A 17,745-nucleotide genomic window follows, 5' to 3' on the forward strand; every position below is an offset into this window, starting at 1 on the left:
TATTTAATATCCGCTTAAATAATAGGCATAGTCGGGAAATTTAATGGCTTGCAAAACTTTATGACTTGAAAAAATCATAAAAGCAAATGCACCGACTAGCAAACCAATCGCAGCCCTGTGGACATCGACAAGATTAGCGCAAAGATAACCAACGGTAAAATTGAGTGCAAGAGCGGGCAATAAAGCTTGCAATGCTTCCTTAGCCCGATTCAAACTAAACAGTAAAATTCCGTTGAACAATCCGATCGCAAAAAACAAATATCCAAAACAGCCCAAAAGCGTTTGTGATGTTTCTTTGGCTCCTAAATTAAGGGGTTTGAATCCACCAACAACCAATGTAAATGAGAAGATAAAAAACAGCACTGTCAAGAGGAGCGCTAATCCATAGAGATACCGTAATTTCTTGACAAAAGCGCGGCTTGTTATTGGAGTTAATCGTTTAGCGCGATCGTACCAATAACGAATAAATTTATAGCTCAAATATTCCACCCAAGGAACGAGCATTAGGAAATTAAGCAGCGCTAAATCCATATCTCTTTGATAGTCGGAATTAATCGCAAAAATTAACCCTGAAGCCGGATCGATCGCCCAACCCGCTATTAAGCGATCGGCAAAAATAAAACTAAAATAACCGATTCCGTAGAAAAAATAAGGAGCCAGTAAATAAATAAGAGCGCTCAAATGGGGTAATTTGACATCAGCACTGCCATCACAGGCATGTTTTCCCTTGTTAAAAGCGATCGCAACTAAAATAATAACTGCTGCCAAAGCAATCGAAGTCGTTGCAATTTGAGCCGCGATCGCGTCCATGCCCAAACGCACCCGAAATAGAAGAAATAGCAGGCTGAATCCGATCAGAACGAAAGCCTCGGCTTTAGAAAATAGAACCGAAAGCATCGCGATCAGCATCCAAAGCAAACTGAGCAATAAATAGTAAATAGCAGCCAAAATCAAATATTCATCGGCGACGAGACTGCGATAAAAACCAAACCAAAGTCCAACCAAACAAAAGAGAATGCTTGCGGCAGCACCTAAGTAGAAAATGGGCAGGCAAACTCGACGCGCTTGCAACGGCTCTCCCAAACCAATGTAGAATGCGCCTCGGCGGCTAATCATCTGCACGAAACCGCCGCTGGTACATAGACTCGCCAACGTTGCCAGCGTAATCAGAGATGCTAGCCCAAGCGGCAGCGATCGCACTTTCCCCTCCAGTCCGATATACTCCAAAAGCAACGTTAGAATTAGCGGGATGGCATAGACAAAGCTGCGAGAGAACTGATCGATAAAAATCCCGATTTCTGAGATCGCCCGCTTCCAAAACCGCTGGCGCGCTTGCAAAGGCTTGGGAGAGGGAAAAGGGCTATGGCGCTCGTAGATATATTTGCCCAAACAGAGCGCATCAGGAAAATTAAATTCTTTTTGAATAACGCGATCGGTGTAGCCCAAAGATTCAATAATGGCAGTCGCCTGCCAATAGTCCACCAGTTGGGGATTGATGTCCTCGACTGCCTCAAGCAATTCCTGTAACTTTTTCTCTGGCAAATTCATTGGTTTCCTCGTCTGTCCTCAAACGCTCGATTAACTGGCCATAGGTTTTCAAATGTTCTTCGAGGAAGCGCTTCTCGGTAAACAACGCCAAAGCGCGATCGCGTGCCCGCCGACCATATTGCTCTCGCTTCTCCTTGGGGAGTTCCAGTAGCTTGAGAATGGCTTGGGCGAGTTCCTGCGGGCGGTGAGCTTGTACTAGCAATCCCGTATCGCCCAGCGCCTCGCTGACTCCGCCAACATCGGTAGAAACAATAGTCGCGCCGGAGAGCATCGCCTCGATCGCAGCATAGGGAAAGCCCTCAGAGATACTTGCCATGGCGACCACATCGGCTTCGCTGTAAACGCGCCAGGGTTCGTTAGTAAACCCGGCAAAATTGATATTTTCCTCTAGCTTGTAGTCGCGCACCCGTTGCTGACATTCGGCAAAATACTCTTCGTCGGAGGCTTTCCCGTAGAAGCGAAACTCCACGTTGGGAATTTTATCGCGAACGATCGCGGCGGCTTCGATCAAATCGAGTTGACCTTTGAGAGGAAAGATCAAGCCCATATTCATCACGAGCGGGCGTTCTTTCTCGACGCTTGGAGTTGGGTGAAATTTGTCGGGATCGGCTCCGTTGTAGATGACCTTAATTTTCTTGTCCGGCACGCCCCACCACTTTTCCCAACGGGAATTGTACGCGCAAACCGGAGCAACGCGATCGGCAAAGTGATAGTTGAGTTTTACCACTGCCGCCATCACTCGATACATAAACAGGCAGACAAAAGGAGAATCGATGCTGCGATTGAGGTTGAGGTATTGCTCGCGGATATTGATCCCGTGTTCTGTCAGTAAATAGGGCGTACCCCGCTGCAATTTAGCGATAACGCAGGGCAAACCACAAAAAGCGGCTGCCGACGAGTGAGTTATATCCGTTTCGGGGACGGGGAGGTGGATAGAAATCAGGAAATGGTACAACAAGCGCATGACTTCCGTCAGTTCGGCGATCGTCAGGCGCTTGGGATCGTACTGCTGCTGCCAATCGGCAAGCGCCCATCGCCCAAAAGCCGACCACACCAGAGGCGATTTCATAGTCTTGTGGTAGTCGTAGCGCAGAAAATATTCGTGGATCGATAGAAGCAAGCGTCCAAGCGCTTCCATATCCGACTTGCCAAAGAGAATGGCTTGCACAAAGCGATCGAACAGGGGAATAAACCGCTTCTCAATCGTCCGTTCTGTCGCCTTCGTTTTGCTCTCGATCGCCTTGGAAAAGGGAAAGCGCCAAGAGTATTCCACGGGATCTTCGATTCCCCACAAAGGCACTTTGACTACCTGGCGAACATTCGAGGATAGCTCGTAGCGCAGCGGCAGATAGGGATTGGCGACAAGGGCAAAGAGTTTGAAATCGACTTCGGGCATTCGCTGGGTGAGAACGTGACACCACGTACTCACCCCTCCTTTATGAAAGGGATAAGTGCCCTCTGTGGTCAATAGCACGCAAGGTTTCATTATCAGTGATTAGTGATTAGTTATTGTTACCAGTTAGTCAGTTATTCCGCGAGCGGTCAATAGTTTATTTTTCACTGGTAGCTGGTAACTGCTTACTGTAAAAACTCGACGGTTGCTACTTGACCGATTAGCAAAGCTTGCTTGGGATTGGCAAATTGTATTTCTACTGCATGATTTAATTCGCCATCGGGTAAGGGATCGATCGAGACGATCTTGCCTGTAAACTTTTGGGTGTTTTCGCCGACTCCAACTGCGATCGCGGCTGACTGTCCTGGATAGAGGGCGTTAATCAGGCGAGCGCTGACAGGAACTTCAACGGTTAGGTTAGATAATTGCGCCAATCCGATCAAGGGATTGCCCGTATAAATTTGCTCTCCGACGGCGACTGGCAGTTCGATCGCAATGCCGTCGCTAGTGGCTTTCACGATAGTCCTTGTCTGGGGAGTTTGACTGGCAGATAGCTGAGACGTTTGTTTTCGCAGCAGTTCTAAGCGATCGGTTGCTTGAGCATATTCCAAGCGAGCGGTTTGGAGTTGTTGTTGCAGTTGTTTGAGTTTTTCCTGCTGCGCGTTGAGAGCCGAGCGAAGCTGGTAGCGAGATTTTTCTTGTCTGGCAGCTTTGAGGGCGGCCGTTGCTTGGGCGGCTTCCCGTGCTACCTGAAAATCGGCGCGGGCGACCTGAAGGTCTGCTTGAGCTTGCTCTAGTTGATCTTTGGCGATCGCGCCTTCTTGATAGAGTTCGGTAAAGCGATGGACTTTGGAGAGAGCGCGTTGATAGATTGCCTGGGTTCGTTCTATCGAGTCCTGCCGTTGGGGTAAAGGAACGGTATCAACTTGGCTCTGGGCAAGAGAAACCTGCAATTCTGCCTCAGCGATTTGACTGGCTAGGGGGATTTCAGTTCGAGAGATGCGATCGATTTCTTGGGTGAGTTCTAAGATACGCCCTCTAGCGGTTTGCTGTTGTTGTAAGGCGATCTGCTGCTGCTGTAGCGCCGCTTGTAGCTGCTGTTGCTTTTGTAAGAGCGCATTTTCTGCTTCCAAATTTTGCACGGCCAATAAGGGTTGGCCCGCTTTGACGGGTTGACCGATCTTAACGTAAATATTTTCTACCACTGAAGGAGTTGTCGCCGCGATCTTGAAAGTTCTAGCTGGTTTGATTTTTCCAGGAAATTTTGTATCGGCAAGGGTAGCGGCTTGTTGCGATAGGTTTAGGGAAGGTAAAGGCTGTCTGAAGAATTGACGCACCAGATAAATTCCTCCCGTCAAGCCAACTCCTACTATTAGCATGGCAAGCACTTGCCACCAGCTAATTTCTTTGACGTTCGGGCGTTCGAGCGGTTCGTTTTCCTTGCGTTCGATCGCCCTTCGATTCTCTCTCTCAAGTAACTGGAGAGCAGAGCCATTAGAAGGAGCGCTTGTGGCTCCTAGCTCTAAGGAAAGTTTCTCGGCTAACTCGACAGTTTTTATGGTAGAAGTCATGCCTTTAAAAGTCGGAACTACTTGGGCGTAGAGTCCCGGCCTTATGCGAGCATATCCCTTGTGAAGAAACCGAATCGCTTTTCGGAGTTCCTGAGCGGGGATAGTCTTGAGCAGATAGCCCATCGCCCCGGCATGGAGCGCTTTAGCGACGTACTCGTCGTCGTCGTGGTTGCTGAGAACGAGAACTTTACAACTGGAAAAGCGCTGGCAGATGGTTTTGGTAGCGCTCACGCCATCTAGCTTAGGCATTTCCATATCCATGAGTACCACGTCGGGGTGCAGTGTCTTGACTTGCTCGATCGCGCTGTAGCCATCTTTGGCAATGCCGACGATTTCTAAATCTGGCTCTGACTCCAACAGAGTTTTGAGCGCCTCTCGAAACATTTTCTGGTCGTCTACTATAAGAATGCGAATCATATTATAGTGATTTTGAATTTTGCATTTTAGCGTTTGGATTAGGGAAGCTAAGCGATAAATTTTTCAAGCTGCTAAATGTTGCTCGACGGCGCTGACGAGCCGATCCGACCAGTAGCTGGCGAGTTCTAGTTCGGTGGCTTCTACCATGACTCGGATGACGGGTTCGGTGCCGGATGCGCGAATCAAAATTCGTCCTTCCTCTCCCATCGCCGTTTCAGCTTGTTGGATTGTCTGTTGCAGGGGTTCGCAAGCTCTCCAATCCAAGCGACGATCGCGATCGCTGACGCGGACGTTTTTGAGCAATTGAGGATAGGGAGCGAAGCTGCGATCGCGCAGTTCTCCGAGCAAAGTTCCCGACTGCCGCACCAGTGCAGCCAAATGTAGGGCACTCAGCAAGCCGTCGCCAGAAACGCCGTAATGCCGACAGAGGATATGTCCCGATTGCTCCCCGCCCAGCATGGCTCCCTGGCGGAGCATTTCTTCCCAGACGTAGCGATCGCCGACTGCGGTTCGGATCAGTTGACCGCCTAACCGTTGCCAAGCCCTCTCAAAACCCAAATTGGACATCACCGTCGCGATGGTCGTTTTTCCGGGCAATCGCCCCGCTTGCATTAGCTCCCGACCCCATAAATAGAGGATGTAATCGCCATTCACCACCCGTCCTCGTTCGTCTACTGCCATCAGGCGATCGGCATCACCATCGAAAGCCAGACCGAGATCGGCTTGAGTGCGCCCGACGGCAGCTTGCAAGAAATCCAGATGCGTCGCGCCGCAGTTAACATTGATGCGATTGCCATCGGGGCGATCGTGGAGACAGATGACCTCGGCACCCATTGCCTCAAAGAGTTTTGGGGCGAGATGAACCGCAGCACCCCAGGCTAAATCGAGGACGATCCGCATGCCTGCCAAGCTTTCGCAGCAGGGGAAGGAAGCTTGTAAAGACTGAAAGTATTTATCTAATAACTCCGGTCGGTAATATTGCCGTCCCCAAGACTCAGAGACGGATTCTGAGAGCTTCCCTCGCAGTCCGGCTTCGATCTGGTTTTGTAGCTCGTCGGATAGTTTAGTTCCATCCACCCCAAAAAATTTGATGCCATTGTCTTCGGGAGGGTTGTGGCTTGCCGAGATAGCGACTCCCGCGATCGCGGGGGAGATACTGGTGAGATAGGCAACGGCAGGGGTGGGACACAACCCCACATGCCACACCTCCATTCCAGCTGAAGTTAGACCAGCCGAAAGCGCCATTGCCAGCATATCGCTGGAATTGCGAGAATCTTGACCGACCACGATCGCTCCCGGTTGAGAATGGTAGGTTTTTAAGACTTGCCCCGCCCAAAAGCCGATTTGCAATGCCAGCGGTGCGGTCAAAAGTGCGCCCGCCTTGCCGCGAATGCCGTCGGTGCCAAATAAGGGCGAAGCGGGTAAGGACATGCCCTCCAGTCTCGTTTCTGTTGGGTCTTGCGTTGTCATAAAAGACGATGCCATCGAGAAAATCCTCCCAAGTACTAAACGAAACTAAAAGCGCTGCTATTGAGATTTAGGTTGCTAACCCCTTGTACGATGCCAATCAGTTCGTCCTGTCCCGAAGTCTTTAAGAAGATAGCCGTCCCGCTAGGCAAACCGCTGGGAGAAGCACTCAGGTTATAGTTAGAAGCATTCCCGCGAAGTTGGATCGTATCTCCCTGAGTAGCCGAGAAATCAACGATTCGAGCATAATCGGCTAAACCGCGATCGCCGTCGTTGCCGTCGTCGTAATAAACTCGATCCCACTCTCCTAGAACAAAGCGATCGCTGCCTTGGTTGCCTCTGAGAATATCTATCTCGCCCCTACCTGCGGTCGATTGACTGGGATCGACCCCAATCAGTACGTCGCGTCCGCCGCCACCTTGGAGAGAGTCATTGCCTGCCCCGCCAAAGAGAACATCATCTCCCCCGTTGCCGGCGAGCGTGTCATTTCCGCCCAAACCGTAGATAATGTCTCGACCTGCGGTGCCTGAAAGGGAATTGTTGCTAGCCGTTCCATTGATGACCTTGCCGACTGGGTTGACGGTGACACTAAAGGTATCGTCAACGGTTTTGCCGCCAGATGTGCCGCGAATGGTAATGTTTGAAGTGCCAAATCGATTGGGTTGGTAATCTAAGGTAAGGGTATTATTGGCGATCGCGGCAGTAACTAAGCTGGGATTCGTATTAGTCAGAACGGTTTTCGCGATCGCGGCAGGATCGTTATCGATATCGGTAAAGACGTTACTGAGATCGATGCTGGTGTTGGGTGCATCTTGGTTGGCACTGACATCGGCAATCGGATTGGCGACGATAGGTGCATCATCGACGGGATTGACGGTAACGATAAAGGTGTCATCGACGATCGAACCATTAGATGTACCGCGAATGGTAATTTCTGCGGTGCCAAAGCGATCGGGTTGATAATCTAGAACCAGATTATTATCGGCGATCGTAGCAGCGACTAAATCGCTATTGCTGTTGGCAAAGATGGTTTTCTCAATGGCTGCCGGGGGGCTGCTACCGTCGCTAAAGACGTTACTGAGATCGATAACGGTATTGGCTGCATCTTCATCAACTGCAACATCGGCGATGGGATTGGCAACGGACAGGGGACTTGCAACCGTTGGAGACAAGCTGACGCGCCCTGTATGTTGCTTGACGGTATTGAATCGCATTCTCAGGATTTCTCCATTGAGAGTCCAACTGCTTGCCCCTTCGATGGAATAATTTCTTCCATTAGCAGCTTTCAAATCGAGGACGACTTCACCTTCGCCAACGAAGGTAAACTCTAAATCGGTGCCATTTCCCGTCAAAGACAACAATTCAGCCCGCATGGGCAAGTTAGTAATCCGCGTGACATCATCGGGTGTCGCACCCAAATTGATAGTAAATTCGCCGCCATTTTTGGGAAGAAATACCGTATCTCTGTCGTAGGCATACCAATTGTTTACACTTTGAATGGATTGGTTATTACTAACGTTGAGCGAAAATTTTCCCACATCATTGGAAGCGACTCTCGCAGTAATAGTATTGCCAGCATTGTTAATAAATAACTGAGATTGCTCGAAGGTTTTGATGCGCTGATGGAGATCGGCAAAAGTAACAAATTCTGTGTTGTCGTTGTATGCCCTAGCGATAAAATTGGTAAACATTTCCTTGGTATAACCAGGCTCGGCTAAAGTAGGACCATAGTCATGCCAAGGAAAGAGAACGATCGGTTGGGCAGCTTTGTTAATTATCTCTGCATATTCTTGCGCCCAAACTGCCTCGGCTTGTTGTGCCGTTAATTGTCTAAATCCAATTAAGGAAAAATCGAAAGACATGTTGGGAGCGAAATAGACATAATCATCTTCCGGAAACATGAATCCAAATGCCCCTGGATATCCCGCACCAACGCTTGCATATCCACCCGTTACATAGGAAAGATATTTTCTTAATTCTTCACTGACGGCAATTCCTTCCGGTTGACCGGGAATTGCCGCACCAATAACTTGAAAACCCGGAACGTATTTTCCTAATTCTTGCTCGATAACTAATTTGGATTGATTGAATTCAAATTCTAATTGAGCGGGAGTTAAAACATTGGTATCGTTAGGAGGCGTATAGTCGAATTGCAGATGAGTATAAGAGTGAGTTCCGATTTCATTGCCCAGAGCAATATAATCTCGGTATAAGGGACCAGAAACCGTCCAATCCGTAACGGCTCCTTGGTTTGGTCTATTCCCAACATTGATGTAATAAGAACCGACAAAATTATAGTTATTCTTCCACTCAGCAATGATGTCGTACAGTGGAACATTTACGCGAGGAACTTGATCGATATACTGCGACTGATCCATGTCATTTCGGGAGAGAAAAATACTTGCATCCCGACTCATATTCAGTCGAACGGTTGGCTGGTTATTAGAAATAACCCATTGCAGTGCTTGCCAAACTAAATTATTATCTCCGAGAAATCCTTCAGTCGCAAAATGAACGTTTCTACCGCCTGTTTGCGTTGCTAAAATGGCATTATAACTCTGACCGTTTGCTTCAAAATCTGCCAAAACGATGGGTTGTTTGTTGTCGCCAGTAATTCCGTCGCCATAGGCGTTAAAAAATATGCCATTATAGGCACGAATTGGCTCGTTAGAGGCATAATTCTGCATTACCGGATGGGTAATATCCTCAGCTCTGAGAGTACCATTAATGGGACCGCCGCCCGTAGTACGAGTGACATCTAAAAGCTGCTTCATGCGAATGTAGGAATCGCCCGGTAAAGCATTATTATTTTCGTCATTGCTTAGGAAATCTCCGGCAGTAATAATGCCGATATTGTATTTATAAACCGCGTCGAGTAGAGTATCTGTAATTGCGCCCAGTTGGCTAGTTTTAACGTTGCGAAAAGAGGGAAAGATTATAGCATCATAATTGACCAGATTATTGATATTGGTCAGATCGTTTTCTGTAATAATGTCAAAGGGAATCCCTGCCATCATCGCCTGGTATTGCATGGACATGAATAGCTGGGTATATGCCTTTTTATCAAAAAAGTTATTAGCAGTTGTTTCAGAAAAAACAATGGCGACTTTTTTACTAAAGTCAGTTCTCTGCGGTAAATTGGTTTTAATCGTATAGGGGGCGGCAGAATAATCTGATGGTAAGAATACCTGATTATTAATATCGGCTAAAATATCGATCGCGCTATTGGGAGAAACTCCTTGCAACTGCGAGATGGGAACGGCAAATTCAACGATTTGATTGTTATTGCCAAAAGCATAATTTAAAGGGATGCCAGCAATCGTATCTCCAACCGGAATTTCTCCGTCTGCACCCGTATAAAGATAGGGTTGATTATCGGTGAAAAAATTGACGTTATATTCTGCACCGCCGGCAAAACCAAATATTTGATAGCCCGTACTTGTATTGCGGTCGGTATTTAGCCAAATAGTCGTTCCAGTAGCAATTTGAGTACTATCTGATTTAATCGCAAATATATAGGCATTGCCTGCATATTTGCCATAAATTTCATATCCTGGTTGTCCCGTTCCTGGAACTGCATCTAAGCGGAAAAAGTTTGTCCAGTCGCTTAAGTTTCCATCGAGAGTAATATTGCCAAAACTTGCCGCAAGTTCTACCGTTCTCGTTTGTCCGTTAATGGTAACAGTAGTCGTATCATTTTCGGTTTTTAGAGCGTTAAGTTCCGAGTCAGATAGAGATTTTCCTTGAACAATTGCCGCAAAAATTGCTCCTTCATCTCCCGCCGAATCTGTAGGATTAATTTGAGAATCAATAAAATGACCGATTTCTTCTAGAAGAACGCTTTCAATAGAATCTAAATTACCAGCATTGGCAATTAAAAATTCCTGCGATAAATAGATAACATTATCGACGCGATCGAAAGCTCCTTTGCCGCCATTAATTTGCGTAGACGAAACAATTTTAATCTCTGGTAAATTGTTACCGCTTACTAAGTTTTTTAGTAATGCTTTAGCGCGATCGCGATCCCAAGCATTGCCAAAAGCAAGACTCATTTTTTCAAGAAAAGTAGAGTGCAAGGTACTCCGCTGTGAGACGGCGGAGCCTGCTTGCACTTCGTCATTACTCAAAAATTTAAGTTTTTCTAAGGCGCTCGGTAAAACTGTAGTCAATGCTGATTCGATTGATTCTAACAGCCAATAATTAGACATTATTGCTCCTTTTTATCTAATAAACTAAAAATTTTAATTGAGAGAATTAAACATAGATTCTAGAACTCCTAACTATTCCAAGATTGCTCGAAGTAAGGAGTAAGAAAAACTATTGGTTTTCAGAAAAATAATTTTTAGGTTGAAGGGCTAGGAAAACAACAGATAACTCGTTAGATCAAACTGCAATTGGTAACTTTAACCAAACACCTTTCTTTCGCCAGCTTTGCTCTTTTAGAATGCTCTCTAAATGATTTTGGCACAAAATTCCTTTCTGAACTAACAGTTCGCCTAACTTCATTCCGTTAGCCGATTGTTCTTGTAAGAATTTCTCTAATTCAGCTGCAGAAATAATCTGTTTCTCAAGCAGGAGAACGCCTAGCTTAAAATTTTGTTCGGCTAGGGTTTTTTCTAATTGGGCAAGCGCAATTAATTTTTTCTCCCAATTCAAAGCCGTTCTAACAATTGTGTCCAAACTATTAAATTTAGGTTCCCAACCGAGCATCTGACGAATCTTGTCAGCGCAGGCAACGACACAAGCAGGATCTCCTGCTCGTCGCATTGTTGCGATGACAGAAAAATCTACGCCAGAAATCTCTTTTACTTTGTCGATAACTTCTCGGACGCTGTAACCTCGACCATAACCGCAGTTGAAAATTTGGCTGTCACCGCCTGCTTCTAAGTAGCGCAGTGCATCGATATGCGCTCTTGCCAAGTCTTCTACGTGGATGTAATCTCTAATCCCGGTGCCGTCTGGAGTAGGAAAATCCGTTCCAAAGACCTTGACACAATGACGACGACCCAATGCAGCATCGCAAGCCACCTTGATTAAGTGTTCGGCTTTTTTGGCAGACTGACCGATTTTTCCGCTCGTATCTGCGCCAGCTACATTGAAGTAGCGCAAAATAACGTATTTTAATCCAGAAGTGCGACTGTAGTCGCGAATTATCTGTTCGCTCATCAGTTTAGAGCGACCGTAGGGATTCATCGGTTCGGTTGGCGAGTTTTCTGTCACCGGATTTTCTTTTGGCTCACCGTAGGTAGCAGCGGTGCTGGAAAAGATGAATTTATCAACCCCGTAGATCTGACAGCACTGCAATAAATTTAAGGTGTTGCAAGTATTGTTGGTGTAGTAATCGAGGGGTTGAGCGACGGATTCCGGGACGGAAATACTGGCTGCAAAATGGATGACGGCATCAAATTGATGTTTGGCAAAAATATGCGATAAAAATTTTTTATTTTCTAATCCGCCAACAATCAATTCGCCATTAGTTACTGCCGATGCCGAACCAGTAGAAAGGTTGTCATAAACCACGACATCATAACCAAATTTTCCCAATTGATACACGGTATGAGAGCCGATATAACCAGCTCCTCCGGTAACTAATATTTTTTTAGTCATCGGATTTTACTTAAGAGAATATACTTAAATGTTTTCAAAAATTATTATGACATAACAACTTACAGCTTTTATAAAGTTTCTGTCAAGTTTTTTACGATTTATTGCTATTTTTCTATGAATATTGAATTGCTTTTTTTAAAAGAAAATACTTAATCTTTAATTATAGTCACATCCTAATTAAAACATCAAGAGTCTAAAATCAAAATTTATAATAACTAAATCTTTATTGGGTAAAATGCCATAATTTTCAAGGAGTTTGGACTTCGCGTTACCTAGTTTATGGCTTCTGCTGCACCTTAAAAAGAGTATTTTTTGAGGCAAAAATGTTATTTTTTTAGGATATAAAATGTACAAATTTAAAAACTGTAATCGATCGCCAAAATGACATTATTTAATTTGCATTATAGAGTATGATGGATTTGCCTGTAAGCTGAGAATTAACTGGTTAAATTTTTAACGTTTAAATTTGCGATCGTGTCAGTTATTCAAAACCTTCTCCTCGATCTAATTGCTGCTCTCTGGGTAAGTGCGCTATTTATCGCCGTATTTTTTTGGTTGCCCGGTCAGTTGATGTCTTCTGCCAAAGCCAAATCGCCTGACAGTCGAGCGATCGCAGCTTGGGCGCGAATGACGCTAGTTGCAGTGGCGGGAGTACTGAGTTTAAGCACATTGCGCCTATTTAGCTGGTTTACCCTAGTGCTTTTTTGCGGTTTGTGTTTTCTGCTGGGCTGGCTGTTCCGCCATCGCCGGGGTGCGATCGCGCAGTTGACCTTAGCGTTGCAACCCTTGGCGTTTGCTACCGTAGATTGGCTCGATCGCGGCTTGTTTGCCGAACTTCAGCAGGTAGCTCGTCAGAGTGGGCGATTCCTCAAAATTTGGCTGGTTCGCTCCCTTAGATCGATCCGAATTGCCATAGAACAGAACAAGCTGGCCGTGCTGGCACTGTTAGTCATTTTCACCTTTGCTATCCTGCTTCGTCTCGAACATCCCCTACTCGAACTGCGTTTCTCACACCCCGATAGCTATCGCACCTTGCTGATAACCCGGCAATTTCTGGCAGGAGAACAGCCCCAGGTCAACTATGTGCCCGTGTTACCTGCCTTAGCAACTGTCGTGTCCCTATTAGGGGCGATCGATGCCATGCAGGTGATTCGCTTCTTAAGTCCGCTATTGGGGCTACTCTTAGTGTTGAGCGTCGGTTATCACGTGCGCGTTCTCACGCAGAATACAACAGCCGCACTGATAGCGACCTACAGCTTGGGAGCTTATTTATTTACTTGGCACAAAGAGATTCATAGCAATTTACCCGACTGGTTGCAACAATGGCTGAGTACAATTGTAGAGAGTTTGAATACATCGCTGATTCGACAATGGGCAGCAGGCGAGTTAGAAATCGGAGCGACTTTTCTTCTATTAGCGATCGCCTGCTGCTGCAATGCCGGATTCGGAAAACAAAGACAATCTGCTGGGATCGATATTGTTTGTTGCTTGGCGATCGTTACCATGACAGCTCCGCTACTACTAATTCTGGCATTCGTTGGCGGGATCGGACTGCTAGGCGGACGCAGGTTTGCCCTGGCCGTAGTTGCGATCGCGTGGATAGCCTTGGCGCTACTCGCGGCTAGTCCCGAAAATCAGCAGCACTGGGGTCAAAGCTTTCTCTTGACGCTGCCAATAGGATTGAGTTTACTTTGGGGACTTCTGTCGCTCTTGGCAATCTGGTTATTGAGTTTAATATTGCGTCGATGGTCGCACGCCGTCTGCTTAATACTCGTTTTTGCCTTTTCGCTGAATTTCTTACTTCCCCTGCCGCCCCAGATTCCTTATCTAGAATACGATATAGCTGCTCGCAAAACCTTAGAACTCCGCATGCTCTTTCCGAACAAAAGTTGGGCGATTGTCGCTCCCGTCGAGCAGTTTTCCCAAAGTTATGGCGCAGGATGGTATCAAGATCTGGCACAGGTTGTCAACAATTATGTCAAAAAGGTAGGCAATCCGGATTTTAAATTTCCGTTTTCCACGCCTCATCTGTTTATTTTCGTGGAAAAAAAGCCCTTTATTACCTCAGCGATCGCTCCTCAAAATGTTCCCTACTCGCTCCTGTCCGATCCTACCTATCGCTACTATCGATCGGCAGCAGGTCGAGCTAGCGTGCAGTACGAAGCCTTACAGATGTGCGAGGCGTATCGTCGCACCCATGCCAATACTTCTATTTATTATGAAGATGACGAACTGAGAATCTACTATTTTCTGCTTAGTAGCACTTCCTAAAGTTCTAGCAAGCATCGCCGTCCGTGCCTCCAGGAAAGGCAACTGAGAACTCATTTCTTAGTTAAGTTCAACTGGATTGTTGCGCGATCGCCACCTGCTCGGCGGTCACTTAAAAAACAGTTACAACGCGATCGCGCACGAAAACGGTATCCACACCAATACCGTGTATGCTTGATTAACTAGAGCCATTACCAAGCCACCAAAAAGCTGCCCCAGTTAGCAAAGTTGAAGCGCAATAAAGCGATCGCTGAAATCGCAGAACTAACCCCTGCCGTATCAGAATTAATACCAATTTTCAGGTTTTCGCGATCGACATTCTTCTCCCCTCTCCCAAATAGNGGAGAGAGGTTGGGGGTGAGGGCGATCGACTATCTCTGTCATTAATGAATGAAAAATGGTAGAATTTGCGATCGCGCTCAAGAGAAGATCGCAAAAAAAAGACGGGTAATAATTACCCGCCCTAGATAGGAATTATTAACGCTCGAATTAAAAGTTCATTTCTGCTGCTTGAACTCTTTCGACTTGCTTCTTCTTGAGAATCAGCAAGATTTGAGACAGCATAATACCAGCAACGAACACCATCAACCACTTAATGCGGTCTGGACTTTGCAGAACGACTTCTGTATCTTTCTGACCGAATCCTCCCACGTTCGGGTTGTTAGTAAGGGCTTCTCCGGCAGCAACCCGTTGTCCTTCGGAAACGATTAATTCTGGTCCGGCAGGAATCTTGTCTACCACGGTGCTGCCATCTGCCGCAGTAATCGTCACTTCGTAGCCGCCTGCTTCTTGCTTGCTAATTTGTGAGATCGTGCCAGCCGCAGATGCTTTAAAAACGTTATTATTGCTAGCTTCTCCCGTAGGATAGAGTTGACCGCGACCGCGATTGGCACCTAAGTGAACGGAATATTTACCGAAGTGAATATTTTTATCAGTTGCGGGATCGGGAGAGAGAACGGGGAAAACGATTTCCTGATATTGTTCGCCAGGGAGAGGTCCGACGATAACGACGTTTTCTTGGTCTTCCCGATAGGGCTGAAAGTATATGCCACCGACTTTTTCCTTCATTTGTTCAGGAATTCTGTCGGGGGGAGCGATCTTGAATCCTTCTGGCAGCATGAGAACTGCGCCAACGTTGAGACCGCCTTTAGAACCGTCTCCTAAAACTTGTTGGACGCTTGTGTCGTAGGGGATTTTTACCACGGCTTCAAAAACGGTATCGGGCAGCACCGACTGGGGAATTTCAATTTCCGCAGATTTTTGGGCTAGGTGACAGTTAGCGCAAACGATGCGTCCGGTAGGTTCGCGAGGGGTTTCCGGTGCGGTTTGCTGCGCCCAAAACGGATAAGCTGCCGCCGATTGAGGAAATGCTAGATCGCTGGCAAGGAAAAGGGCAACAGAAACGATCGCCAGCAGGGTTGCTTTGAGCATTACCTGCTTGCCAGTTCGCCATATTGCCGAGATATAAGGGGTTCTCATCTCTATGTCAAATTACTCAAAAACTGAAACTTCAACAAATCGTTATTCTATCGAGACTAATTAAGCCCACCAGGGGTCTTCGCCAGTTCGGAAATCGGTTTCCGTCCAGGGGGTAAAGACAACTTTATCGTTGTCTACCGTAGCATGTGCCAAGGCAAGGGATAGCGGTGCGGGACCGCGCACGACTTTCCCTTCAGCATTGTACTGGGAACCGTGACAGGGACAGATGAATTTTTCTTCAGCGGCGTTCCAAGGAACGACGCAACCCAGGTGCGTGCAAACGGCATTAATACCGTAGTTAGCGATAGTTTTGTCTTCTTGTACGACGATGTAAGTAGGATCGCCTTTGAGTCCTTGTGCTAAAGTGCGATCGCCTGGGTTATGAGTCGCTAAAAATTCGCTGACGATGATATCGTTACCGAGAGCGTCTTTAGCGGTAACGCCGCCGCCAACTCCGCCGCTAGAAGGCGGGATAAAGTACTTGACGACTGGGTAGAGTGCGCCTGCCGCTACGCCCGTAATCGTCCCGAAAGTCAATAAGTTCATGAATTGGCGACGACCCATATCTGGGACATCGGATGCTCCTGACATCTGAGTCATAACTAACCTTCTTTATGTTTATCTTTTCAGTCTTTGGACTCATCTCAATTGAGGGATAAGGCTTTTAGGCTTTCCCTGCAATTTCTGTAAACCTTTTTGAAATTCCTCTCAGGATTATTGTCTCTGCTGACTGGTAGAGAACACTGATAAGTAACCTTTAAACAGAGGTAGTGACATTTTCTTTAAAAAGGTTTACAACTCTTCAGTATTAAATTATTACAGATTTAATACCCTTCCATACCGAGCAGCCAGAAAGTTATCGAGATTTTCTCGACTGTGCTGCCACGCCCACATTTGATCGCCTAGGGAAAAATGCCACCATTCTCCCGGATGACGGCAAAATCCAGCCTCGCGCATGACTTCATATAACAGCTGCCGTCTGGTGCAATAAAGGCGTTCTTTTTCGCTAGTCATGTTGGCATAGTAATCGGGATGCGATCGCGGCGAGAGTTCGTCGATTTCCCCTCCCATATCCAGCGTATTTCCCGTCGCATCGACTAAAGTAACGTCAACTGCCGCTCCCGTACTGTGTGGGGGAGGCGTAGCGGGATTATCGCTTGGAACTGCCCAAATTTGGTAGACTTCTTCCAAAAGCTTCTGACGCTGTTCGCTCGATAAATTTTCTTGCTTTAATCCCCTCTCTCGTAGCAGCCTAGCTAAGGTATAACCGACCATAAATTGTTGCACTTCGACGGGTCGATAAGCATCAAAAATTTTAATTTTCCATCCCGGATAGCGCTGATGTAAGTAAGTTTGGGCGTTAATTAACGCTTCAAGAACGCCTTGGCGAAGAGAATAGGGCGATTGCCCTCTGTAATTTGCCCCCAGTTTTTCGTAGGGATGGGGAGACTCGATCGCGAATTTTCCAAGTGGAATGGCAACTAATGGTTCGTCGCACTCCTGAATGGGAATTTTTTGATAAGGTTTCATAGGCTGGGAACTAGCGAATCGGAAAATATTTTACTCACTCTGCAATTCCGAGCGATCTCAGATTCACTCAAGCACCTCCGCTATCTGGGTTATTAAGGCAGACAGCTTAAAGGGTTTGGCAAGTATTTTTACAACCCCTAGCTTTGACAGTTCCTGGGGATCGAGCAAATCGGCAATTACCGTCAACAACACCACTGGAATTTTCTGATGTTCGGGGTTCGCGCGCAGTCGTTGCAGAAACTCGATTCCATTCATCCCGCCCATCTCTATATCTAAAATAATGGCATCGGGTTTTCGGGTTTGTACTTCGAGCAGCCCCTCCTCACCCGAAGCGGCTTCGAGTACTTGCCAACCCCCCAGATCTTCTAAGCAACAACCGATAACCATTCGGTTGTCAGCTTCATCATCAATAATCAAAATTTGCTTGGAGGGTACTACAGCTTTCCTGTAACTCCTATATTGCTT

General features: G+C 46.7%; 11 protein-coding genes. 1 reads left to right on the plus strand and 10 read right to left on the minus strand.

Translation table 11 applies throughout. The features are described 5' to 3' along the window. Nucleotides 1-3: 3 nt before the first annotated feature. The 6 genes from NIES593_RS04880 to galE form a co-directional block, all read right to left on the minus strand. Nucleotides 4-1,548, minus strand: coding sequence for a hypothetical protein (locus tag NIES593_RS04880; RefSeq protein ID WP_073598509.1), 1,545 nt, complete (start codon nt 1,546-1,548; stop codon nt 4-6). Next, a complete protein-coding gene (pelF, locus tag NIES593_RS04885) occupies nt 1,511-3,034 on the minus strand; it encodes a GT4 family glycosyltransferase PelF (protein ID WP_073598510.1) in 1,524 nt (507 codons plus the stop codon). Before pelF ends, NIES593_RS04880 begins: the two co-directional genes overlap by 38 nt. A gap of 92 nt (nt 3,035-3,126) precedes the next feature. Next, complete coding sequence (locus NIES593_RS04890; RefSeq protein WP_073598511.1) at nt 3,127-4,929, minus strand: response regulator; 1,803 nt, start codon at nt 4,927-4,929, stop codon at nt 3,127-3,129. A gap of 63 nt (nt 4,930-4,992) precedes the next feature. Continuing rightward, nucleotides 4,993-6,414, minus strand: a complete 1,422-nt coding sequence (gene glmM / locus NIES593_RS04895) for a phosphoglucosamine mutase (protein WP_073598512.1) — start codon at nt 6,412-6,414, stop codon at nt 4,993-4,995. Between the two features lie 20 nt (nt 6,415-6,434). Then, a complete protein-coding gene (locus NIES593_RS04900) occupies nt 6,435-10,604 on the minus strand; it encodes a polysaccharide deacetylase (RefSeq protein WP_073598513.1) in 4,170 nt (1,389 codons plus the stop codon). A gap of 175 nt (nt 10,605-10,779) precedes the next feature. After that, nucleotides 10,780-12,003: a UDP-glucose 4-epimerase GalE gene (gene galE, locus NIES593_RS04905; RefSeq protein WP_073598514.1), complete on the minus strand. Its 1,224-nt coding sequence runs from the start codon at nt 12,001-12,003 to the stop codon at nt 10,780-10,782. A gap of 474 nt (nt 12,004-12,477) precedes the next feature. Here galE and NIES593_RS04910 point away from each other — a divergent pair, with 474 nt between their 5' ends. Beyond that, nucleotides 12,478-14,274, plus strand: a complete 1,797-nt coding sequence (locus NIES593_RS04910) for a hypothetical protein (protein WP_073598515.1) — start codon at nt 12,478-12,480, stop codon at nt 14,272-14,274. Between the two features lie 486 nt (nt 14,275-14,760). On the opposite strand, the gene petA is transcribed toward NIES593_RS04910, so the two are convergent. The 4 genes from petA to NIES593_RS04930 form a co-directional block, all read right to left on the minus strand. After that, a complete protein-coding gene (gene petA, locus NIES593_RS04915) occupies nt 14,761-15,750 on the minus strand; it encodes a cytochrome f (protein WP_073598516.1) in 990 nt (329 codons plus the stop codon). A gap of 60 nt (nt 15,751-15,810) precedes the next feature. Further along, entirely contained in the window at nt 15,811-16,350 is a 540-nt protein-coding gene (gene petC / locus NIES593_RS04920) for a cytochrome b6-f complex iron-sulfur subunit (protein WP_015145935.1), read from the minus strand. Nucleotides 16,351-16,566: 216 nt separating this feature from the next. Then, a complete protein-coding gene (locus NIES593_RS04925; protein ID WP_073598517.1) occupies nt 16,567-17,280 on the minus strand; it encodes a M15 family metallopeptidase in 714 nt (237 codons plus the stop codon). A gap of 63 nt (nt 17,281-17,343) precedes the next feature. Further along, nucleotides 17,344-17,697 (minus strand): response regulator, encoded by a 354-nt coding sequence (locus tag NIES593_RS04930; protein WP_217651817.1) that lies wholly within the window; start codon nt 17,695-17,697, stop codon nt 17,344-17,346. Between the last annotated feature and the right edge of the window lie 48 nt (nt 17,698-17,745).

This window comes from Hydrococcus rivularis NIES-593 (assembly GCF_001904635.1).
Classification (GTDB): Bacteria; Cyanobacteriota; Cyanobacteriia; order Cyanobacteriales; family Microcystaceae; genus Hydrococcus; species Hydrococcus rivularis.

What these genes read in the sequence shown, in the direction of transcription:
- NIES593_RS04880 (WP_073598509.1), bottom strand. Translation starts at nt 1,548, where the DNA reads ATGAATTTGCCAGAGAAAAAGTTACAGGAATTGCTTGAGGCAGTCGAG.
- NIES593_RS04925 (WP_073598517.1), bottom strand. Translation starts at nt 17,280, where the DNA reads ATGAAACCTTATCAAAAAATTCCCATTCAGGAGTGCGACGAACCATTA.
- glmM (WP_073598512.1), bottom strand. Translation starts at nt 6,414, where the DNA reads ATGGCATCGTCTTTTATGACAACGCAAGACCCAACAGAAACGAGACTG.
- galE (WP_073598514.1), bottom strand. Translation starts at nt 12,003, where the DNA reads ATGACTAAAAAAATATTAGTTACCGGAGGAGCTGGTTATATCGGCTCT.
- NIES593_RS04890 (WP_073598511.1), bottom strand. Translation starts at nt 4,929, where the DNA reads ATGATTCGCATTCTTATAGTAGACGACCAGAAAATGTTTCGAGAGGCG.
- petC (WP_015145935.1), bottom strand. Translation starts at nt 16,350, where the DNA reads ATGACTCAGATGTCAGGAGCATCCGATGTCCCAGATATGGGTCGTCGC.
- pelF (WP_073598510.1), bottom strand. Translation starts at nt 3,034, where the DNA reads ATGAAACCTTGCGTGCTATTGACCACAGAGGGCACTTATCCCTTTCAT.
- petA (WP_073598516.1), bottom strand. Translation starts at nt 15,750, where the DNA reads ATGAGAACCCCTTATATCTCGGCAATATGGCGAACTGGCAAGCAGGTA.
- NIES593_RS04900 (WP_073598513.1), bottom strand. Translation starts at nt 10,604, where the DNA reads ATGTCTAATTATTGGCTGTTAGAATCAATCGAATCAGCATTGACTACA.